Origin of the sequence: Thalassospira sp. ER-Se-21-Dark, from assembly GCF_017922435.1 — a bacterium.
In the GTDB taxonomy this organism is placed as follows: Bacteria; Pseudomonadota; Alphaproteobacteria; order Rhodospirillales; family Thalassospiraceae; genus Thalassospira.
The window spans coordinates 209,058-231,506 of the sequence record NZ_VDEZ01000005.1; the positions used below are offsets into that span (position 1 = coordinate 209,058).

Below are 22,449 nucleotides of genomic sequence, written 5' to 3' on the forward strand. Positions count from 1 at the left end.
AAATCACTTAATAAAAGCGATTTCAGGAATCTCTATGCCACCTATGACTTCAAGTTTCTGACGCCACTTATTAAATCGTAGACTGTTTGCTTCTGCTGTCTTTGTTGTTCTCTCAATCGACGCCAGGAATTCAGGGTCGTTAGCACACAAATCTTTGAACGCAGCAACTATCTCTGTGGACTTACCATCTAAAGCAGCCCTGATTTCAGGTTCAGAGAAAAAGTGCAGCATTATGTCAAAGACGGCCCTGTTTTTCCTCGGCTCAAATCCATCTCCAGTCCATTTACGCAAATATTGTTTAGGGCCAAAAACTTCCTTCGTATAGTCGAAGGCAATCTCCATCTCGCTAACTTGTTCTTTAATCAAAGGTTCTTTGACTTCCCAATCTCGATTCAGATGTTTGGAAGTCTTGTCCAGAAACGCTTTGAGATTCCCGGCATATTCCTCAGAGAAGTTTTTGTATGCAAGAAAACGAAGAAGCAGCTCTGCATCTCTCATTCGAAAATCTGGTCGCTTCAGACTTAAAGCCTCCTTCAAGCCTGTTGATTGAGAGGATGCTTCGTCAATAAATGAAGAAAATGGCCCAGGATTAAGTGCTTGACGTAGCTCCTGAGGAGAAAGTTGCACACTGCCCGTGTTGATTCTTAAAAAAACCTCATAAAGATAAGCTTCATTTTTCCAGTTTCGAATAACAATAGTTCTTATACTTGAGTTCTCGAAAGCAGTAGCGTCGGCAGACAACTCAACATCGTTAACAATATTATGGTAAGTCTTCCCGCAGAGGTCGGGGCGCTCTTGTAGCCCTCTTAGCTTCAATGGAGTAAAGGCCGAATCTTGCTCAGCTGCGAACCTGCGAATCGCAAGTAGTCTTTGCTTGCCGTCGATAACAATGAACGAACCTCTTTTTTTACTATCTTCGGCAAGTATCAACTGAGGTATGGGCAATCCTAGTATAAGCGACTCAATGAACAGGCTCTGCCTAGCATCTGTCCATGCCGAACGCCTTTGAAAAGACGGATTTAGATCAATATTTCCACGGACCAATTGAGAGATTACTGTTTCAGCAGTCCAATCGGTCGACCATAGTGCAGCACCTGCTGCCCAGCCGGTGGAGTGCTCAAGTTCTGCCAGATCTTCGTCTAAGCTCTCTTCAACCAACTCTTCGTCGTTCATCATACTGCCTTTTAGTGAAAATATTTTTTCCTAATTTACTTAAGATTGCATTTTTAAACTTGAGTGCAAAGCATTACTTCTGACTAAAATCACGCCAGATTTCCCTTAGATAGCTAACTCAACGAAGATAGAGAATGGCAACAAGTATCCACTGCGCCTAAATTAAGAGGAAGCTCTATTTGCAGTCCATTACATAGACACTGTCTCTTCTCGAAAAGCGACCAGTTAGGCCAAATCAGTTAAGACCCGTGCGTAAGAAGATTGATCTTGACTTAACTCAATCACCTAACTTTACCAGAATTTCCTCGATAGTCCGAGCCTAGCCGACCGAAGTACTTGGCCAAGCGTGACAGTGAATAAAGATGAGTTTCCTCTCTTTATAATACTACCCGCTCCCAACACCCCCACCGGGATCACGCTCATCAGCAACCCGAAACAGCTTTTGCCCCGCAGCTTGAATACGCGCAAAAGCGTCTTCGGCCATGAAGCCCGAAACGAAGGCCATGAAGGTCACGAGAAACGGGCTGATATCGATTTGCCCTGATCCGTCGGGTCCGCCCTGGCTGACCATCAGCACGCCCGCCTCTGTACACAGGAAGATGGCCATGGCGGCGGCGATTCCCTCCCCCGTCATGACAAGCAGCCTTGCGGCCGGTTTCAGGCTTTTGCCAAGGTGTTCCCATCTCTGAAGCCTTGGCGGTGTCTCGTCATGTGGCGCAGGCACTGCATCCGGCACGGTTTGATCCATGGCATTGTGATCGGCGGCGTTGTGATCCGCTGCATTTTCATCAGGCGGTGTTTTGGGCGTGGGCGGCTGGCCGAAATTCTGTCTGGTAAAGGCCACCACCGCGCCCAATCCGCCTGCCGCGACTGTGACCAACAAGGTCAGCATGATGGTTGGCAACTGGATCAAATAGGAAAGCATATAGCCTACGGGGTGTTGAAACAGGGCAACCAGCGACACCGTGTCCTGCCCAAACTTTTCGTCCTGTCGCCTGATCTCTGCCTCAATCTCGGCCAGCTCATTTTGCAAGCTCGTTCTGAGCTTTGCGGCGTGCTGGTTTTCGGCGCGGATATTGGCCCATTCGATCTGGGCGCGGGCGTTTTTCTCGTCAAACCGGATCATTGAACTTCGGATGGCGTCGACTTGCTGGCGGGCGCGATCCATCAGGGTTTCCGGGGCTTTGTCGGTGAATTTCGGGTGATCAAGCAATGCGTGAAGCCGGGTCATGATTTCGATGCCGTCGGCGCGACGTTTTCTGTCCGCATCGCTTTCCCCGAAGGGCACATCAAGCATTGGCGATCCGGCACGGCCAAGGGTTGATCCACCGCCGACCATGCCGGTTGGCGGATCAAACAGCCCGTCGGTTGGCATGGCGGTTTGCTGGCTTGTCACGAATTGATGCGCCGCATTGAGCGCGCTTAGGAACGTGCCTGCGAATTCGGGGGCAAATGCATCGCGATTGCTGGCAACGGTTGCACCAAGCCGTGAATAGCTGCCAAACGCGTCCCACCATGCGGCAATGGCATCCTTGCGCAAGGCCAAGCCATTCCGGGTTTCTTCCAGGGATCTGGTATCAATCGCGCGCATATCATCGCGCAACGTGCCGGCCTCTTCGCGCAAGGCGGCCTCGTGAAAGGCTTGCAGGACCAGTCGTTCCAACATGCCAGGCGATGACACGCCGAGTTCACGCAGCAGGGAATCGCGCTGAATATCGGCGGTAAATCCGGCGAAAAGCGTAATCACAAACCCGAAATAAAGCACTGCGGTCAAAGCCGCCAATATGGATGATCCCGCCAACCGCCAGATGTTCAGGCCTTCTTGTGTTTCTTGCTCCATCGGGCACCTTCACGCGTTACGTCCCCTGTCGACGCGGAGCGAAAATGCCTGTGAGGGCGCGCGTTATCGCGGGTTTAAGTTAACAGCCGCAAAGCAGCTGTTTTCCATTCGTATGAGACACCCCCTCTTTCGCGTAGGATGCCATATTCATTATATTTTTCAGATAGTTAATATTAAGAAGATTCTAATATTAGATATTGCAATTTAAGTTTTATCTAATTAACATTGCCTTCAGCCGATCTCAGGAGGAGGTCGTCCACGCCGCCACCCTTTATCTTTGCTTGTTCAGGTAGGAACTGCGTTATGGCGTTAAATATCATATCCGACCACGCGGCCAATCTGGCGCACCGCAATCTGGCGCGCGCCGAGGAGGCCGCGAACAGATCGCTTGCCAAGCTGTCATCGGGAAAACGTGTGGTCTCTGCCCGCGATGATGCCGCATCAATGGCCATCGGCTCGCGGCTGAACTCGACGGCCACTTCCTTGACAGCGGGGATTGTCAATATCGGTCAGGGCAATTCCATGCTGCAGATTGCCGATGGGGCCATGGCCACCATCGACGATGTGCTGGTGCGCATGAACACACTGGCCGTTCAGGCCGCATCGGAAAACCTGTCGGAGGCGGAGCGCGGGTTTCTCAATGACGAATTCGTCGCCCTGCGTACCGAGATCAATCGCATTGCGGCCGCAACCAATTTCAACGGCATCCAGTTGCTCGGCGATGGCAGTGATGTGTCCCTTGATTATTCGGATTTGCAGGCTGGCGGCACGGCCGGGGTTCTTTCGGTTGCCAATGGCTTTTCAAATTTCACCATCACCGATGACAATTACTGGGCGCGTGATACCAACGAAAACGGATCGGCGGATAATCAGCTCCGCTTCGATGTGCTCAAGACCGGGGATCGCATTCTGCTGAGTGCCATATCCGAAATCGATGGCACCAGCCCGCACCGGACCCAAAGCATCGATATCACCGATTATGCGTCCGGTGGCAGCAAGGCACTTAATGCCGGTCAAACACAGACACTCGATTTCGGGGATGTCGGTGTGAACGTGAACCTGAACTTCAACATCGCAACCACCATCACCAACGCCCTGGCCCAAGGGTCCGATGGTGCCGGTGCCGATGGATCGGCCACAGCGCAGATTTTTGGCGCTGCCCCGGTCTTCTCGGTTCTTGAGGATCAGGGCAACAAACTGCCTGACAATATCTATTTCCAGCTTGGCGGCGGCAATACCAGCGGTGCGCAGCTTTCGATCCCGACGACCGCGGTTGATGGTGCCGCCCTTGGCACGGGCAAAACCGGCACGGAGACAAGCCTTGATGAGCTGGGCCGCAATGCGATTGCCACATCCGCCAAGGCCCAAACTGCGATCGAGGCCGTGGCGCGCGCGATTGATGATCTGCAACGCGCACGAGCCAATATCGGCACCAACCAGAACCGTCTGGATGCTGCCAGCGAAAGCCTTGCCTCGACACTTGAAAACGTCAAGGAGGCGCGTTCAAGCCTGCTTGATCTCGACGTTGCGATGGAATTGACCAACTACGCATCGAAACAAATCCTGATCAAATCAAGTGTCGCGATGTTGGCCCGCGTCAGTGAAATGCGCCAGAACCTGATACGCTTGCTGGCAGGTTGAAGAGCCACCTCTCAGCGAGTGTAGGAAGCCCCGCGCCCTCGCGCGGGGCTTCTCAGTTTTGGCGCACTGCAAAACATCCTTTAAACCGCATGGGGTTTAAGTCTATGGTCTTTGCGGAACGCAAAGGGAAACATATCGACCATGACCACCCCGACATCCGACAACACATCCGATACCGCCGCTGACACATCATCCCGAACCTGGCAAAACCTCTCGACCGACTGGATCACCTGGGCCGAACGCCTGGCACCGGCGGCCGAAAAGATCAACCGCCATATGATCGAGGCGGCCGATCTTCCGGGACTTGCAGCTTTGCGCGAAGGCGCACCGCTTGAGGTGCTTGATCTGGCATCCGGGGTGGGCGAACCGGCCTTTTCCTTTGCCCGTGCCTTGGGCGGCGGCACGGATGATAGCGCTAACATCCCCGGAATTGCAGGGCATGTAACTGCATCCGATATCGTTTCTGATATGTGCGATGCCCTTATGGAACGCGCCGCCGAGGAAGAAATTTCCAACATCAAGGCCGTTCCGGCCAATATGGAAAAACTGCCGTTCGAGGATCAAAGCTTTGACGTGGTGTCATGCCGCTTTGGCGTGATGTTTTGCGAGGATCCGGACAAGGCGCTTCGCGAGGCATTCCGTGTTCTGCGCCCCGGTGGCAAGGCGGTGTTTATGGTCTGGGCGCCGCTCGTGGATAATCCGCTGTTTGCCGCAATGGACGCGGTTCTTGGCAACATCCTTGGCATCGGCTTTGATGCCGCCGGGCTCGACCCGTTCTGCTTTGGCGATGCCGATCAATCCATGATGCGCTTTGAAAAAGCAGGCTTTACCAGGATTGAAGCAACAACCCACAGTCCGGCTGGCCGTATTCCCGAAAACGCCCCGTTCTGGAAACCGCAAATGGATATGTTGTTTGGCAATGTCCTGCGCAAATCATCGGACATGGAAGTCGGCGCGATCAATGCCGCAATGTTTGAAACATTGGCCCCCTATATCGAAGACGGCCATTTTCAGGTCCCGATTTGTTTTCATGTACTTAGCGCAAAGCGCGCCTGACCCGGCCACCCTGTCTGATCGCTGATTTCCTGTAAAACCCGAGCGTTCCTGCGCATCACGCATGGCCGCATGCGTGGATTTGTGCTTGCGTTTTGGCAACTGGCATGGCAAACCCCGCCCCCTTGGAAGGATGATCCTTCCCCTGTCGTAGCACCAGGTTAAAAACACGAAAGACTGATCATTATGAAGACGATTGTCGTCTGCTCTGGCGGGCTGGATTCCGTCACGCTGGCCTATAAGGTCGCGGTTGAGCACAAGCTCCATTCCCTGATTTCGTTTGATTATGGCCAGCGCCATAAAAAGGAACTCGATTTCGCCGCCCGTGCGGCGCGCAATCTTGGCGTCAAACATCACATCGTTGATCTGACCCCGGTCGGTGCCCTTTTGACCGGATCGTCGCTGACCAGTGATGATATCGACGTGCCCGATGGCCATTACGCCGAAGAAACCATGCGCATTACTGTGGTGCCGAACCGCAATGCGATCATGCTGGCTGTGGCCTTTGGTGCGGCGGCCAGTGCCGGGGCCGATGCGGTTGCCGCCGCTGTGCATGGCGGGGATCATTTCATCTATCCCGATTGCCGTCCCGATTTCATCAAATCGTTCCAGACCATGCAGGACCACGCCCTTGAAGGCGTCAAGGACGTCAAGTTGTATACCCCGTTTGTCAATGTCTCGAAGGCCGATATCGCGCTGGAGGCCGGGCGTCTTGGTGTGCCAATTGACCTGACCTGGTCATGTTACAAGGGCGGCGAAACCCATTGCGGACGGTGCGGCACCTGTGTCGAGCGGCGCGAGGCGCTTGAACTGGCACGCGTCAAGGATCCGACCGTCTATGTCGATCGCGATTACTGGAAACAGGCCCGTGCCGACCATATGGCACGCAAGTTTGCCAAAGGCGAAACCGCCGCTACCACCAGCGCCACCAGCGCGGCCGAGTAACACTCTCCATTTCCTGCACCATGGATGCCCGCCGAAGCTGGCATGACGGGTCAGTGGCAAACCTGCTTTTTGGTACCGTCATCACCGCGAAGGCGGGGACCTCGATCCGCATGCTCATGGGGACAGAAATGGACGACACCGAAAGAAAACCGATGTTCACCATCACCAAACAATTCGCATTTTCCGCCAGCCACCAACTCAGCGGCCTTGAAGAAGATCACCCGTGTGCGCGCCTGCATGGCCATAATTATATTGTCGAGGTCGAGCTTAAGGGTGCCACCCTTGATCAACGTGGTTTTGTGCGTGATTATCGCGAACTGGGGCCGCTCAAACGACTGATCGATGACGAGTTTGATCACCGGCATCTGAATGAAGTCCTTGGTCACGATCACCCGACCGCCGAACAGCTTGCGCTGTTCTTTTACGAATGGGCACATGATCGCTGGCCGGAAGTATCGGCGGTGCGGGTCTCCGAAACGCCGAAAACCTGGGCGGAATATCGTCCATGACGGTGCACGATCCAAACCTTGCCGAGCTTTCCGATGCGCGCGGTAAAATCCGCATTTCAGAAATCTTCGGCCCGACCGTGCAGGGCGAAGGGGCGCTGATTGGCATGCCGACGGTGTTTGTCCGCACCGGCGGCTGTGATTTCCGCTGTTCGTGGTGCGACACGCTTTATGCCGTTGATCCGGCCTTTCGCGCTGACTGGAAACCGATGTCCGCGACCGAAGTTCTGGATGCGGTCAAAAAGCTTTCCGGTGGCAAGCCGATCCTGATTACGCTGTCGGGCGGCAACCCTGCGATCCAGCCGTTGGCTGACCTGATCACCATGGGCAAGGACGAAGGTTTTACCTTTGCGATTGAAACCCAGGGCAGCATCGCCAGGGACTGGTTTGCCGACCTCAATTTCCTGACGATCAGCCCAAAGCCACCAAGTTCCTCGACCAGTTTCGATAAGGATGCGTTGCAGGCCTGTATCGAAGCAGCCCAATCCGATGGCATTCTGAATGGTCCGGCCATTACCTTGAAATTCCCGGTGCGCGATGCCGCCGATCTGATGTTTGCCGATTATGTGAGGAACCTTCACATTGGCATTCCGGTCTGTTTGCAGCCGGTCAACACAACGCCCGCGGAACCGCATCCCGATGGCGCAGACGGTGTTGATATCGATGGCCTGACAGAACGGTATCGCTGGCTGGTCGATGAAGTGGCAAGGCGCAAATGGTTTGATGTGCGCGTGCTGCCGCAATGGCATGTGCATGTCTGGGGCAATTTGCGCGGGGTTTAAGCTTAGACCAAAACTGCCGCAGGCCCCGAAAATCTTGCGTTTTGCCCCGACAATGCCCATCTTAATGTTATGTGTTCAGTGTCGGTCTAGGCCAATACTGACGCAAAGTGGCGCTTTGTGGCCGTACCACGGACGACTTTCTTGGGGATTGAGCAAACCCGTCTAAGGCGCCAGAACAACCTGCCGGAAGAAAGCGGGCCGGACGATACCGCCCGCCACACCGCCGATAGGTGCATATTCACAACAAAAACCAGATCTGCACCTTCAAGGTCATCTTCCGGATGCTCGAAGGAGCCATGATCATGAGCATAACCCGCACAACCCATCGTACGGTGACGTTCTTTCATCCGTTCCACTTGCCCGGTCATGCCGGGCTGCTTTCGCCTGGCGAGTATGAAGTCGACACCCTTGAAAAGCTTGATCCCGATGCTGCGATGCGCAGCTACATCAAGATGGAATGTCATGTCCATCTCTGGGCCAAGGAGGATATGAAGGACGGCATTGACGTCCTGATGGTCGAACCACACGTGCTTGAAGCCGCCCTTGCCCTTGATTCCGATCCGTTGCGTGAAAATGAACGCAATCAAATGATCAAATCCTTTGGTGGCAGGCCAACGGATAACGCTGCCGCCTGACGGCATGCCAAGCCGAAAGGGGGCAGCATAAAGCAACCCGGGCAGAGAACGTTATCAACTGATCGCGTCCCAACACCTCTGCCCTGCATAGGATCATGGATTTATGGCAACCAGAATACCGGTGTCAGCCACCCGTGATCTTGCAAAAGTTTGACACCTTCCAACACGGGAATGGCAATCCAGAACCACATCGCATCGCGGGTGGTGGCCAAAAACAGGGCCGGTCGACACAAAATCTCTTTTTCGTCACGCCAGCGGAACCATGTCGGGCGAAAACGCGGAACCGTATTCACATAACGTTTGAATGCCCGGCCAAACCGTTCCGCCAGCATAGCTTCCTCGCGCAGCACAACATGCCGGAATACCGCCCAGCACAAAACAGCCGAGACCAGCCCGATGGTAATACTGCCGGTTTGGGTACCGGCACCAAATGCACCGATGAAGCTGAAAACATAAAGCGGGTTTCGACACATCGAATAAGGACCGGACGTCACCAGTTCGGTCTTTTTGCGCCCGCCAATATAAAGCGCACACCAACCCCGCCCGACGATGCAGACCATGATCGCCATCATCCCGATAACCTGGATAGCGTGGTGCCATACACTGTTGCGATCAAATCCTGCACGGGTAAAACAAACCAATCCCAATAGCAGCACAACACCGACGCGAAGCGTCCATTTTCGGTAGCGCTGGATGCGCTGTAAATCTTTCGCCGCGTGCGCGTCTGTCGCAGAATTGAAATTGGCTTGAATGATAAAGCGTGGTTGCAGCATGTATGCCCCCTTGGGAAAAAGAGGCCACAGCATCCGCGATCACCCTATCTTTGGCGTCCAATGCTGTTGATCCGGTCCTGCAATTGGCGGTTCGGACGTCACCGACGCGGACAACACTTCCCGCCTTGCTGCCTCGCGCACAGCACTGGGTGTTTCACCCGTGATTTTTTTGAAGGCCAGATTAAAGGTCGATTTCGAATTGAACCCGACACTTAGCGCGATATCAAGAATGGTACGATCGGGCTCAAGCACCAGAACGGACCGTGCTTCACGGATACGCGCAGAATTGACGAAATCAAAAAAGCTTTTGCCGACATGGTGATTAAGCACATAGGACAGCTGATTGGGTGTTATGCCAACCGCACGCGCCAGTTTCGGCAAGGACACCAGCGGGTCCAGAAGAATGTCCCCCCGCGCCTGAATGTCGTTAAGGCGCGCCAACGCCCGGTCTATACCATCTGGATCAAGCAACGGGCGCTGGGTTGCATCTTCAGGCGCGCGATGATCCGCCCGAACTATTTGCACAGGCGCATTTTCATCCTTTGACATGACCGTGTGGCTTTGCACGTCGCCGGCTTCAGTGGCCTCATCCAAGGTATCATCGGATGGCCAATCAGCCATGACAAACACGGCCGGTTGGGTAGCGATTTCATAACTCATGGCAAAAAGCACCAGTGCAAAGGCGATCTCGGTGCCAAACATTTCGGCATTATCGGGCAAGTAAAGCTCAACAATCTTGCTTACCGCGACCGTAACGAACACGAAGGTCAGGCCACCCAGAACCACGCCGATCCAGCGTTGCATCGCCTTACGATCGGCACCAAGCTGTTCTTCGGTCTTACGCAAATAGCGGCAAGCCACCTGCCACAACAGCACGATATATATCGATATCTGGATAAAGATCGCCCCCCAACAAAAGGCATCAACAAATTCCGCGATGGTATATTGTTCCACCCAAACGGTCCCACCACCGTTGTGGGTGACAACCCACGCCGTCAGGTTAAACACCACAAATAGCAAGATGAAATGGCCCCAAGGACGGCGGGACGGGTTGCCCGAAATTTCCCGAAAATAAAGGTAGACCGCAGGCGCAATTGCAAAATTGACCGGACCAAAGAAGAGATCAAGGAACGCGCCCATATCGGTCGAGATCAAGGGTTCAGCAACATCCTCAATCAGATTGAGCGCGACGGCAGCAATAAAAAGCATCATCCATCGGTTGGCGCCGAAGGCACGCGCACCCTCGGAGCGCAGAATCAGGCACAGGAACACCGCCTGCACTACGCCAACCGCTGCGACTACAACACTAACATACTGCGTCCAACCGGTCATTCCGGCGTACTCCTGATTTTTCAGATGGCTCTTCAGACGGCGAACAATGTCCGGCCTGATCGACTATATCGTTTCAATAGACACAATCGGACACTATCGGCGTCCGATTATGCACAGGCGGACGCCGCCCGGGATCGAGTTTGCGAAAGTGATCACCCGATGGCCACAGATACCCCGACCCCATGGCCGATCATCACAACAATCATGTTGTAACACGAACCAAACATGCTTCGTCCAGATTGAAGGGCTGTCACAAAAGGTTCCATCATATTTAATTGACTATATCGAATTGATATATGATAGTTCGATATATATCGGATTGATATAGTCGCTTTGGCACCTTCTCCCGCCGCGGCATACTCAGTCCCGGATGCGTAAATAAGGATACAGAACACAAGATGGACGTACGTACTTTATGTCTGGGTGCCCTGATGGGCGGCGAGGCAACAGGATATGAAATCCGCAAGATGTTTGAAGATGGCACATTCAGCCATTTTCAAATCGCGTCCCTTGGTTCGATCTATCCGGCCCTGACCAAACTGACTCAGGACGGTCTGGTGACATTTGTTGAACATGAACAGGAAAACAGACCGGACAAGAAGATCTATCAGCTGACATCCGAAGGACGTCGCACATTTCTGCGCACGTTGTTGCAGACCAGACCGGCCGAGGATCGTTATCGTTCCGACATTTTGTTCATGCTGACCTTTGCCGAAGAAATGCCGATTGAACTGACCGAGGCGCTGATTGATGAATTTGCTGCCCGTCATGAATTGATGAGCCAGCAGATTGATCCGGAAAACACCGACAAACCGGCGCATCAAAAATCAAATGCCCGCGATGAAAACGGCGAACTCAGACCAGGATGCTGTTTCGTTGCCGGACTGGGGCAGGCCATGTGCAATGCGACGCTGAAGTTTATTCGCGAAAACAAGCAGGGCCTGCTTGATGAGTTAAAGGCGCGCAAGGCCAACAAGTCCTAAGACGCAACCGATCGCTTTGCGCAAGACGTGCCCAACAGAGCCACTGACGCATTCCGCTAGCGGAATATTTGAGGGAACAGAACAATGAATGCTTCACGCCTGATCGCCATTCTTTTGGTCGTTGGGACCGTTGTATGGATCGGCAGCGCCTATTTGACGGGTGGTGATGAGACGACGGAACAGACCAGCGCCTCAGATGCGACCACTGAAAACAAGGCCGCCAAAACTACGGCGAGTGTGCGCACCATCACCAGTCACGCTGTGGATCACGTCGATCATTTGCGCATCACCGGCCGTACCGAAGCGGTCATTTCTGTTGAAATCAGTGCCGAGACCGAAGCACGCGTGATTGAAGTTGGCGCGATCAAGGGCCAGGCCGTTCAGAAAGGCGATCTGATCGTACGCCTTGATACCGGCGACCGTCAGGCTCGTGTTGCCAAGGCGCGCGCGCTGGTCGCACAGCGTGAACTTGAACATTCCGCCGCCGAAAGTCTGGCCCAAAAGAACTATCGCTCCAAAACCGGTGTGGCACAGGCCCTTGCCCTGCTTGAAGAAGCGCGCGCTGATCTGATGATTGCGCGCACCGAGCTTGGCAATACCGAAATCCGCGCCCCGTTTGACGGCATCGTCGAAGAACGCCCGGCCGAGGTCGGCGACCTTTTGTCGATTGGGGATCGGGTCGCAACCCTGATCCAGGGTGACCCGATGCTGGTCGTTGCCCATGTTCCCGAACATTCGATCAGCGCGATTGACCTTGGCCAACTGGCAAGCGTCACCCTGTTTGACGGCAGCACCCATGACGGGATTGTCCGTTATACAGCCCGGGCGTCTGACAATGACACCCGTACTTTCCGGGTCGAGGTTGAAATTGATAATCCTGATCTGCGCATTCCTGATGGCATGACCGCCGAACTTGAAATTCCGGTCGGCATCAAACGGGCCCATCAGGTAAGGCCGTCGGTCCTGACGCTCAATGACGAGGGTGAACTTGGCGTCCGCGCCATTGTCGATGACAACAAGGTCGAATTCCTGCCTGTCGAATTGCAGGGCGGCAATCGTGACCGGATCTGGATCGGAGCTCTGCCCGACACGTTTGAACTGATCGTTGTCGGCCATGACTGGGTCAAGGAAGGGGCAACTGTTGAGGTTGTCCACCTTGAAACCGACAAGGATGGTCTTCCGATCATGCAGGATGACGAAGCACCTTCGACGGCGTCTGACGATACCGGCCCGACCCTTTCGGAAAACGCCGCGCAATAGCGCGTATCATGAGGAGATAAAAAATGTCCCTGATTGATCACGCGCTCAATCGATCGCGCACCGTCATTCTGGTTTTGATCCTGCTGCTTCTGGCTGGCTCGGTTGGCTATAACGCCATCCCCAAGGAAGCAGACCCGGATGTGCAGATTCCGGTTCTTTATGTCACCATGCATCATGACGGCGTATCACCGGAAGATGCCGAACGCCTTCTTTTGCGCCCGATGGAGCAGGAATTGCGATCCATCGAAGGTGTCAAGGAAATGAGCTCCCAGTCCTATCAGGACGGGGCATCGGTGACGCTTGAATTTTACTCCGACGTCGATATCGACGAAGCCCTTGCCGATGTGCGCGAACGCGTTGACATCGCCAAATCCGAATTGCCCGAAGACACCGACGACCCCGAAGTCCACGAGGTCAACCTGTCGCTGTTCCCGGTTCTGGTGGTAACCCTTTCGGGTGACGTGCCCGAACGTGCGCTTCTGCGCATGGCGCGCGATCTGAAAGACGCCATCGAAGGCCTGCCTGCGGTGCTTGAAGCCAAGCTTGCCGGTGATCGCGAAGAACTGGTCGAATTCATCATCGACCCGATGAAGATCGAGGCCTATCGCCTGAACGGCATCGACATCGTCAGTCTTGTGCGCAATTCCAATGCGCTGGTGGCGGCCGGGGCGATCGATACCGGTACGGGGCGCTTTAACATCAAGGTACCTGGCCTGTTTGAAAGCATAAATGACATTCTTGATATGCCGCTGATCGTTGATGGCGATTCCGTCATTCGGTTCCGCGACATCGGCGACGTGCGCCGGACATTCAAGGATGCCAAAAGCTTTGCGCGTCTTAACGGCGAACCGGCCATCGCGATTGAAGTATCCAAACGTGTCGGCGAAAACATCATCGAAGTCATTGATGCGATCAAGGCGGTCACTGCCGAGGCACAGGAAGCATTCCCGCCCAACCTGACAATCAGCTATTCACAGGACAAGTCATCTGACATCCGCACCATGCTGACCGATCTTCAGAACAGCGTGATCCTTGCGATCCTGCTGGTGATGGTGGTCGTCATCTGGGCGCTGGGTTGGCGGTCGGGTCTTCTGGTCGGGCTTGCCATTCCGGGCTCGTTCCTGACCGCGATCCTGATCCTTTGGGCGCTGGGTATGACGGTCAATATCGTTGTTCTGTTCAGTCTGATCCTGGCCGTCGGGATGCTGGTCGATGGCGCGATTGTTGTGACTGAATATGCCGACCGCAAAATGATAGATGGCCTGCATCGCAGCAAGGCCTATCCGCTGGCGGCAAAGCGCATGGCGCTTCCGATTATTGCGTCAACCGCAACCACCCTTGCAGCCTTCCTGCCGTTAGCCTTCTGGCCGGATATCGTCGGCGAGTTCATGAAATTCCTGCCGATTACGGTTCTGTTCACGCTGACCGCATCACTTGCCATGGCACTGATCTTTGTGCCGACCGTGGGCGCGTGGTTTGGCAAACCGGGCAGTGACAGCAACGAAAGCCTTGAGGCCATCGCAGCCGATCATGGCGATGACATCCACAAGGTCAAAGGCGGCACCGGGCTTTATGTCCGTATCCTCAGCGGATCGCTTCGCTTCTATTGGCTGGTGATCCCGGCGGCGTTTATCATTCTGATTTCGGTCTGGGTGGCGTTTGGCAAGCTTGGCAAGGGTGTTGAATTCTTCCCGGCAGTTGAACCCGAGGTCGCCGTGGTTCAGGTCCGCGCACGTGGCAACCTGTCCTATTACGAACAGGATGCCCTGCTTAAAGAGGTCGAGGACCGCATTCTGGCGCTTGATGCCCGTCACGAAGGCGAACACTGGTTTGATACCGTATATGCCCGTTCCGGCGATGGTGCCGGTGGCAACGAGGCATCCGAAGACGTGATCGGGACCGTTCAGCTTGAATATGCTGATTGGCAAATGCGACCGCCCGCAAGCGAGATTGAAAAACGTATCCTTGCCGATACGGCCGACCTTGCCGGTATTCACGTCGAAGTCCGCGCCGAAGAAGCCGGTCCGCCGCAGGGCAAGGATATCCAGATCCAGCTTCGTTCTTATTATCCTGAACTTCTTGATGAAACGGCGACCATTCTGGTCAACGGTCTTCAGGAAATGGGCGGCATGTACAATTTCGAAGACGGCAAGTCGCCCCCGGGCATTGACTGGGAATACACAGTCGACCGCGCCCAGGCTTTGAAATTCGGTGCTGATATCAATCAGATCGGCAATGTTGTCAAACTGGTGACCAACGGGATCAATTTCACGACCTATCGTCCCGATGATTCAACCGAGGAAATCGATATTGTCGGGCGTTACCCGGCCAAGTATCGCTCTCTCGACGAGCTCGAAAATCTGCAGATCGTGACCGACAAGGGTCTGGTGCCGATGTCGAACTTCATCACGCGCACCCCAAAACCCAAAACCGGCACGCTGACCCGTGTTGACAGCCGCCGTGCCCTGACCGTCAAGGCCGACGTGCAGGAAGGCGTTCTGGTTGACACCAAGCTTGGCGAGGTCAAGGCATGGATGCAAACCCTTGATATCGATCCGCGTATATCGGTCGAATTCAAAGGTCAGGATGAAGAACAGCAGAAATCGGCAGACTTCCTGATGAACGCCTTTACGGTGGCCCTTTTCATCATGTTCATCATTCTTGTCACCCAGTTCAACAGCATATCGAGCTCGCTTCTGATCATGATCGCCATCATCATGTCGACGGCAGGTGTGTTCCTTGGTCTGATGATCACCGGGCAGGCTTTCTCGATCGTCATGAACGGTATCGGTGTTGTCGCACTGGCCGGGATTGTTGTGAACAACAACATCGTTTTGATCGATACGTTTGACCGGCTCAAACACACCGCCAGCAGCATCGAGGCCGCCATCCTGCAAACCGGTGCGCAGCGTCTGCGTCCGGTGATGCTGACCACGGTGACGACCATTCTTGGTCTGGTGCCGATGGTCATGCAGATCAATATCGACTTCACGTCTCGTGAGGTCACGATTGGTGCCCCGTCCACCCAGTGGTGGGTGCAGCTTTCAACCTCGATCGCGTTTGGTTTGGCGTTTGCAACGGCTTTGACCCTGATCTTTACGCCTTGTGCGTTGATGATGCGCCACAAGATTGCCAACCGTCTGCGCAAGACGACGATTGGCAATCGACTGAAATCGCTTGTCTCCTCGCGGTTCGGACGCAACAGGACAAAGCCATCAGGCCCGACTGCATAATCGATCCCTTTAACCCAATAGCCGCGCGACTTTTCCCCCGACCCCGCCGTGCGGTTATACCGGCCCCCTCCCCAGGGGGCCGGTTACTTTTTTCTTCAATCGAGATGATCAAAGCCGTGTGGTTTAATTGCGATGTAACCTTTTGTATTCAAACATCTTAATCATTTAATTTTTTGACCCCTTCTACTTCTGCTAAGGCCGGAATACACACTTTCCTAATGTTTCCGGGCGTATTTTTAGAATGGTTATCGAGAACTGTTTTCCGCCGGAAACAAAGGATCTGTATGGTATGGGCTGTTTGGCATAAAGCGCGATCACAAGTATTTGGACTTGTCTGCACGCTAGGTGCGTTTGCCCCCCATGGTGCGGCGGCGGAAAATGCCGTGCCCGACCAATCCCTGATCTGGGCAGTCCCGTCCTTTGCCCCGGCATTCATCAAAGATTACGGCGAACTCAGCGGCTATGCCGCCGATACCCAGAACTGGTTCGCAGCCAGGCTTTCACAGTATCAGCACCGCATTATGCATGTGCCCTTGGCCCGGCTTCTGGCGGAAATGAAAAGTGGCGATGGTGAATTGCGCTGCTCAATGACACTGATCCCGACGCCGGAACGTCGCACCTATATTACGTTTGCCAAAACCATTCTGCTGCATTTGCCAATCTCGATCGTTATCCGCGCCGAGGATGAAGCCCGTTTTGCGCCCTATCTCAATGACGAAGGCCACATCAGGATCGAGGACCTCCTCAAAGACGAGGAACTTGCAACCGCGGTTCGAATTGGGCGCGCTTACGGGACGCAGGTTGACGGACAGTTAAACCGGTATCGCAATACAGACCGCATCATGGAGGTCGCCGAAGATACCAAGTTCGTGCGGATGCTTGATCTCAAACGGATTGACTGGACACTCTATTTCCCGTCCGAGGCGGAATATTACCGTCGGTCCCAAACGCCCGACCTTGCGATAAAGGCCCTGCCGATTGCCGGAAATACCACCTTGCTTGAGGCCACCATTGGCTGTGCAAAAACACCGGCTGGCAAAAAGGCCATTGAAGCCATCAATGCCATTGTCGATGCACATCCGACCATGCCCTGGACGGACTATTATGCCGACTGGCTTGGTGCGAGTGACCGGGAATGGTTCTATGCCGCACGCGATCAATATATCCATGCCGAGCATTTCGAAACCCGTCTGGAATACCGCCCGTCATCGGCGCAATAACAAAAAAGCCGGCAAAGATGCCGGCTTTTGTTTTGATCTTTTGATCAGTTCTGATGGACGCGGTTCAATCCCTCGTCGGGATCATCATCGGGTTCGCCATCATCATCTTCCTCGTCCGCTTTATCCTGTTCTTGCTGGTTCTCGACGCCCATACGGCGATAGGAACGATAGGACAGCGGGAAGGTAATGAAATAGACCCCGGCAATCACCGAAAGTGTCAGCCACGGCGAGGACACCAGAAACGCCACCGACGCCCCGAATGCCAACATCAATGGCAGTACCCAGGCACGCGGCACCTTGACCTTCTTGAAGCTAAAGGTCGGCAAACGCGACACCATCAGACCGGCAATAATCACGCCATAGGGTGCGACTATATACGGGCTGTCAAAGATGCCTTCGCCAAACTGGAAGGTCAGGACAATCGGCCACATCGCAAGGGCGGCGGCGGCCGGGGCCGGAACCCCGGTAAAGAACCGATAGGCCCATGTCGGCAATTCCGGTTCGCCCAGCATCTGGGTATTGAAGCGCGCCAGGCGCAGCATCATGCAAACGGCAAACAGCAGCGACAACGCCCAGCCAATACCGCCAAATTCATGCAGCGACCAGAAATACAGCATCATCGCCGGTGCGACGCCAAAGCAGACAAAGTCCGACAGGCTGTCGAGTTCACCGCCAAAGCGACTGGATGCGTTCAGCATCCGGGCAAGACGGCCATCAAGACCGTCAATGATCCCGGCAATCAGAATGGCGGCAACGGCGGCCTCCCAGCGATCCTGCATCGCAAAGCGGATCGAAGTCAGACCGGCACACATGCCCATTATCGTTGCCACATTGGGCACCAGCCGTGTCAGCGACAGCGCCTTGAAGCGACGGGGACGACGAATGGGATCGATGCCGCCTGCCATTAGCGGATCTCCCCGACCGCGGCTTCCTTGCCCTTGGCCGAAACATCGGCAAGAACAGTTTCACCGGCAATCGTGGTTTGACCGACAATCACGTTCGGTGACACGCCTTCGGGCAGGTAAACGTCAACGCGTGAGCCAAAGCGGATCAGACCGAAACGCTCACCCGCCTTAAGCTGCGACCCGGTGCCGACATCACACAGGATGCGGCGTGCAACAAGACCGGCGATCTGGACAACCCCAAACTCGCGGCCTTCCTTGTCACGGACCAGCAGGATCTGGCGTTCATTGTTTTCCGATGCCTTGTCGAGTTCGGCATTGACGAACTTGCCGGGCACATAGGCCTCGCCAACGATCTCGCCATTGACCGGGCAGCGGTTCACATGAACGTTGAACACATTCATGAAGATCGAGACACGCGTGCGCGGGGTTTTGTCGTCAAGTTCGAGTTCCTTGGGCAGCGGTGCCTGCGAAATCATGCAAACACGGCCATCTGCCGGGGAAATCACCAGATTTTCATCGGTCGGTGTAATGCGATCCGGGTCGCGGAAGAAGTACGCGCACCAAAGTGTCAGGATCACCCCGATCCAGCCCAGCGGTTCCGCAATCAGGAACAAGCCCACAGTGATCGCCGCAAAGATCGCAACGAATTTCCAGCCTTCGGGATTGATCGGCACAAGAACGGATTTCAAAGTCTTTATTCCCTGGTTGCCATGGTTGGGCGTAACAATTTGGTACGTATGGTACCGTGCGGGCGCTTTCCTACCATCTAGTGATGACAATGGGCAACGCAACCCGCGTTCAACTGTTTGGCCCCAAACTTAAAAGGGGCAAAACACACTTACCATGTGCTTTGCCCCTCGCAAAGAAAAGTGATGCTTATTGCTGATTTTCTTCGTTCGGCAGTGCGAAAATCTGCCCCGGATAAATCAGATCAGGATCGCGGATCTGGTTGCGATTCTGATGATAGATCACCCAGTATTTCAGGCCTTCGCCATAAGTACTGCGCGCAATCCGCCACAGGCTGTTGCCCGGCTGAACGACATAACGTGAACCCGGCTCAAGAATTTGGTCTGGCCGTGCACGTTCGAACGGAATTTCAACGCGTGCGGTCACCTTACCGGAACTGTCAAGCTGATCAGCGCGCAGCGTGTAATTACCCGGCTCGATCGGCTGCCCGATTGTCAGTGCCCAGTTGCCGTTTTCATCGGCCGGCGCAGTGCCAACATGGTTGTTATCAAGGTAAACCCGAATTGTGTGATTAAGGTCGGCCTTGCCCGACATTGCAACGCGGCCCTCGGTATCGTAGTCGACAACATCAATCGACAGACGCGGAAGGGTCGCATCTTGCGTATCGGAGCCTTCTTGCTGTTTCGCTGCGGCTTCGGGTGCAGGTCCCTGCATTACGGTAACGGCACCGTCACCATCAGATGGCACCTTAAGCGCGATCACAGGCTGCTTTTCGCTTGCCGGTTCGCTGTCGGTGGCCCCGGTGGTTCCTGTTGTCTCGCCGGTTTCACCGCTTTGTTCACTGGTGGCTGCCGGTGCCTTTTCCTCTGGGATCAGGACAACAACCTTGTCATCTGCCTTGGAAACATTCCCGGTGGCGTCTTCGGCTTCAAGCGACAATTCCCGATCGCCACTGGCCAACGGTTTGTTTGGCAGGACGACCCATTCACCGCGTTCGTCAGCCGTGGCTTCGCCAATCACTTCTTCACCTTCGCGGATGCGAACAGTGCTGTTGGGTTCGGCGCGGCCTGCAATGACGGCATTTCCGTCCGGGCCGATGCGCACGACATCAAAGCTTGGATTGGTGATCGCAGGTGCGTCAGTGGCCGGTTCAGACGCCGGTTCATTTGGCGTCGTCTCGGTGGTAACCGCAGGCGCCTGTGTTACTGCCGGTGCGGTTTCTTCATCCGCACTCTTGGTCAGCATGTAATTCAGCGCAATCGCTGCAATGATCAGTACAACGCCGACAATGACGAGGATATAGGGTCGCTTCACCGGAAATATCCTTGAACGATGTTTATGTTTATAACTCTTATGCTCAAGACACTGAGATTGCTTGCCATATTCCCCTCAAACAACCCGTGCGAGCACGTTAATTAGAAACTTGTACTACTTTGTACGTGCAGTTTCCATAACGTAACCTACAAACGATACATCGCAACCGTTAGGCAAAGATGAAGAGAGTAATACCGCGCGCAGCAAACACCCTTGAGGTCAAAGGCTTCTGGCCGCCATCTCCGCCCCGACATAGGCCACAAGGGCGGCCATGATCAACGGCAGGGCCAGAACACCCACCCGGATCATCACACCCAAAAGTGCGGCCTGTGCCGGGTTATCGGTGGGCAGATGCGCCGTCAGCCTGGCTGAGGCCTGACGCGCTGAAACCACCAAAAGCAACACCGCAAAGGCAAGGCAGGATGCGGGCACCATGATCATCGCACTTGCAGCCCCCGACATCAGCGCACCAACAACGCCAAGCCACACCGCCACACGGTATTGCGGGGCCGCCTTTTCAGAAACCAGCGCGACAAACAGTGCCACCGTCAGTGCGGCCTGAAACACAACATGATCGGCAAGGCCAAACAGATGAACAATGATCCCCTGCCCCAGGGCCAGGGTCATTAAAACCGCAATCGGGCCGGGTTTCGCGATTGTTTCCACGTCGCTTTTGGCATCCGTCGTCGACTTGCCGGATTTTGATTTGGTGCTTTTGGCTTTCCTGCCTTTGGCGGGCTTTGCCCCGTCATTGTCGTCCTCGGTGAAATCCGGGCGCGTCACCCACAGGAAACAGCCGCCGACAATCAAAAATGCCAGCCATGCAAAAATCTGAATCGCGCCGGGATGGTATGACAGCCCCCGGATTGGTGCCGCCAGCACCAACCAGCCGCCCAAAAGCAGGGTCAGCCCGGCAACGCCCAGCGATATGCGTTCCGATAGTCGCGAAATATCCATGATCGCGCCACAGACACCGCCAAGCACCAACATCAAAAGTGCTGCGCCCACGCCACCGCGTGCGGTTTCAGGCAGTCCGATGGCTGCTGGCACGGCCACGGCAACCGCCGGAATGATCGCGCCCAGAACAAGGCGACGCGCGATGGAACGTTCCAACCCCAGCCACAAGGCCAGCATCAGAACGGCGGAGATAATGCCCGATATCACAATGGCGAGAATGAATGGACTATCGACAAACACGTTGGGCGGTCCTGCCTTCTTCTTATGAATATGCTTAACGCAGTTTCCTGCTGTGAGAATTACCCATCCCACAATCAGGTTCAGAACTTGTTAACCCTGCGACAAAAATCGCGCGATCTGCGGCCTTCGGCGGCTTGGCCGTCAATGCCATAGCCAATTGGCAAGATTACGGCCAAAGGCGAACAAACCAGGGCACGATCGATAAAATTCAGATGCTGCTATGCGGAAATTACTGCCACAGATGCGACCGGATCGGTTAAGGTCCCCTTCCGTACGGGGTTTCGTTTAGAAATGCGTGGCCCCGCTACCTGCGAAACAAGAAACACAAGGCAGGTCGCCATGACAAAAGTAAAATCAATCTGTGTTTTTTGCGGTGCCTCGGATGGCAAGAATCCGCAACACATGGAAAATGCCATCGCCTTTGGCAAAATGATGGCCGAACGCGGCATCACGCTGATTTATGGCGGCGGCCGGATCGGCCTTATGGGCGCTGTGGCAGATGGCGTTATGCAAAATGGCGGATCGGTCGTGGGCATCATCCCGGCCCATCTTGACGATATCGAAGTCGGCCATACCGGTCTTTCCGAACTGATCGTTTGCAAATCGATGCATGAACGCAAGGTCGAGATGTTCCGTCGCTCGGACGCGTTTGTCACCCTTGCGGGTGGGCTTGGCAGCCTCGATGAGGCGTTCGAGGCCATGACGCTTCGCCAGCTTGGCATTCATGACAAGCCGATGGTGTTCCTTAATGCGCTTGGTTATTGGGACAAGTGCTTTGACATGATTGACGCCATCATCGACGAAGGCTTTGCCCGCCCCAGCCACAAGAACCTGTATACCGTGGCCAACACGCTCGATGAAATCTTTGAACAGCTTGCCGCCGAACCAGCGCCGCGCTTTGACCCGCGCGAAAAGCTGTTCTGATTCCAAGACACTTTTTCGTCCAAGAACACTGACGCCGTCCGATCCA

The 22,449-nt window shown here is 54.7% G+C and carries 19 protein-coding genes; 11 read left to right on the forward strand and 8 right to left on the reverse strand.

Going from position 1 to position 22,449, the window contains the following annotated elements; all coding sequences use genetic code 11:
* Window positions 1-3 precede the first annotated feature (3 nt).
* Together FHI25_RS17845 and FHI25_RS17850 are read right to left on the reverse strand one after the other, a co-directional pair.
* On the reverse strand, window positions 4-1,176 hold the full coding sequence (locus FHI25_RS17845) for a DUF262 domain-containing protein (protein ID WP_210520101.1): 1,173 nt from the start codon (window positions 1,174-1,176) through the stop codon (window positions 4-6).
* 382 nt (window positions 1,177-1,558) lie between these two features.
* The gene (locus tag FHI25_RS17850; RefSeq protein ID WP_210520103.1) at window positions 1,559-3,013 is read right to left on the reverse strand and encodes a hypothetical protein; all 1,455 of its coding nucleotides are present in this window, start codon (window positions 3,011-3,013) and stop codon (window positions 1,559-1,561) included.
* Between the two features lie 303 nt (window positions 3,014-3,316).
* Here FHI25_RS17850 and FHI25_RS17855 point away from each other — a divergent pair, with 303 nt between their 5' ends.
* The 6 genes from FHI25_RS17855 to FHI25_RS17880 all read left to right on the forward strand — a co-directional run bounded on the left by FHI25_RS17855 (window position 3,317) and on the right by FHI25_RS17880 (window position 8,575).
* On the forward strand, window positions 3,317-4,654 hold the full coding sequence (locus FHI25_RS17855) for a flagellin (RefSeq protein ID WP_210520105.1): 1,338 nt from the start codon (window positions 3,317-3,319) through the stop codon (window positions 4,652-4,654).
* A 141-nt stretch (window positions 4,655-4,795) separates the two neighbouring features.
* Window positions 4,796-5,710 (forward strand): class I SAM-dependent methyltransferase, encoded by a 915-nt coding sequence (locus FHI25_RS17860; RefSeq protein ID WP_210520107.1) that lies wholly within the window; start codon window positions 4,796-4,798, stop codon window positions 5,708-5,710.
* A 183-nt stretch (window positions 5,711-5,893) separates the two neighbouring features.
* Window positions 5,894-6,652 carry a 7-cyano-7-deazaguanine synthase QueC gene (queC, locus tag FHI25_RS17865; protein WP_210520109.1) on the forward strand — a complete coding sequence of 253 codons (759 nt, stop codon included), beginning with the start codon at window positions 5,894-5,896 and terminating at the stop codon, window positions 6,650-6,652.
* Window positions 6,653-6,705: 53 nt separating this feature from the next.
* Window positions 6,706-7,161, forward strand: a complete 456-nt coding sequence (gene queD / locus FHI25_RS17870; RefSeq protein WP_349238032.1) for a 6-carboxytetrahydropterin synthase QueD — start codon at window positions 6,706-6,708, stop codon at window positions 7,159-7,161.
* Window positions 7,158-7,940, forward strand: a complete 783-nt coding sequence (gene queE / locus FHI25_RS17875; RefSeq protein ID WP_210520111.1) for a 7-carboxy-7-deazaguanine synthase QueE — start codon at window positions 7,158-7,160, stop codon at window positions 7,938-7,940. The genes queD and queE overlap by 4 nt, the downstream gene beginning before the upstream one ends.
* 302 nt (window positions 7,941-8,242) lie before the next feature.
* Window positions 8,243-8,575 (forward strand): hypothetical protein, encoded by a 333-nt coding sequence (locus tag FHI25_RS17880; protein WP_210520113.1) that lies wholly within the window; start codon window positions 8,243-8,245, stop codon window positions 8,573-8,575.
* 101 nt (window positions 8,576-8,676) lie between these two features.
* Here the strand turns inward: FHI25_RS17880 and FHI25_RS17885 are convergent, their stop codons facing one another.
* A complete protein-coding gene (locus FHI25_RS17885) occupies window positions 8,677-9,348 on the reverse strand; it encodes an isoprenylcysteine carboxylmethyltransferase family protein (RefSeq protein ID WP_210520115.1) in 672 nt (223 codons plus the stop codon).
* Between the two features lie 39 nt (window positions 9,349-9,387).
* Window positions 9,388-10,680 (reverse strand): helix-turn-helix domain-containing protein, encoded by a 1,293-nt coding sequence (locus tag FHI25_RS17890; protein WP_210520117.1) that lies wholly within the window; start codon window positions 10,678-10,680, stop codon window positions 9,388-9,390.
* Between the two features lie 398 nt (window positions 10,681-11,078).
* Between FHI25_RS17890 and FHI25_RS17895 the strand changes: the two genes are divergently transcribed.
* The 4 genes from FHI25_RS17895 to FHI25_RS17910 all read left to right on the forward strand — a co-directional run bounded on the left by FHI25_RS17895 (window position 11,079) and on the right by FHI25_RS17910 (window position 17,376).
* A complete protein-coding gene (locus FHI25_RS17895; protein WP_063087656.1) occupies window positions 11,079-11,663 on the forward strand; it encodes a PadR family transcriptional regulator in 585 nt (194 codons plus the stop codon).
* Between the two features lie 84 nt (window positions 11,664-11,747).
* On the forward strand, window positions 11,748-12,923 hold the full coding sequence (locus FHI25_RS17900; protein WP_210520119.1) for an efflux RND transporter periplasmic adaptor subunit: 1,176 nt from the start codon (window positions 11,748-11,750) through the stop codon (window positions 12,921-12,923).
* 23 nt (window positions 12,924-12,946) lie between these two features.
* On the forward strand, window positions 12,947-16,156 hold the full coding sequence (locus FHI25_RS17905) for an efflux RND transporter permease subunit (protein ID WP_246879196.1): 3,210 nt from the start codon (window positions 12,947-12,949) through the stop codon (window positions 16,154-16,156).
* Window positions 16,157-16,539: 383 nt separating this feature from the next.
* Window positions 16,540-17,376, forward strand: coding sequence for a TIGR02285 family protein (locus FHI25_RS17910; RefSeq protein WP_349238033.1), 837 nt, complete (start codon window positions 16,540-16,542; stop codon window positions 17,374-17,376).
* Window positions 17,377-17,420: 44 nt separating this feature from the next.
* Here FHI25_RS17910 and pssA read toward each other — a convergent pair whose 3' ends face one another.
* The 4 genes from pssA to FHI25_RS17930 form a co-directional block, all read right to left on the reverse strand.
* A complete protein-coding gene (gene pssA, locus FHI25_RS17915; RefSeq protein ID WP_063087647.1) occupies window positions 17,421-18,281 on the reverse strand; it encodes a CDP-diacylglycerol--serine O-phosphatidyltransferase in 861 nt (286 codons plus the stop codon).
* Window positions 18,281-19,009, reverse strand: a complete 729-nt coding sequence (locus FHI25_RS17920) for a phosphatidylserine decarboxylase (RefSeq protein WP_349238034.1) — start codon at window positions 19,007-19,009, stop codon at window positions 18,281-18,283. Before FHI25_RS17920 ends, pssA begins: the two co-directional genes overlap by 1 nt.
* A gap of 148 nt (window positions 19,010-19,157) precedes the next feature.
* On the reverse strand, window positions 19,158-20,282 hold the full coding sequence (locus FHI25_RS17925; protein WP_210520123.1) for an Ig-like domain-containing protein: 1,125 nt from the start codon (window positions 20,280-20,282) through the stop codon (window positions 19,158-19,160).
* A 219-nt stretch (window positions 20,283-20,501) separates the two neighbouring features.
* Window positions 20,502-21,479: a hypothetical protein gene (locus tag FHI25_RS17930; protein WP_210520125.1), complete on the reverse strand. Its 978-nt coding sequence runs from the start codon at window positions 21,477-21,479 to the stop codon at window positions 20,502-20,504.
* A 339-nt stretch (window positions 21,480-21,818) separates the two neighbouring features.
* On the opposite strand from FHI25_RS17930, the gene FHI25_RS17935 reads away from it, so the two are divergent.
* Window positions 21,819-22,403, forward strand: a complete 585-nt coding sequence (locus tag FHI25_RS17935) for a TIGR00730 family Rossman fold protein (protein WP_008890311.1) — start codon at window positions 21,819-21,821, stop codon at window positions 22,401-22,403.
* Window positions 22,404-22,449: the final 46 nt, after the last annotated feature.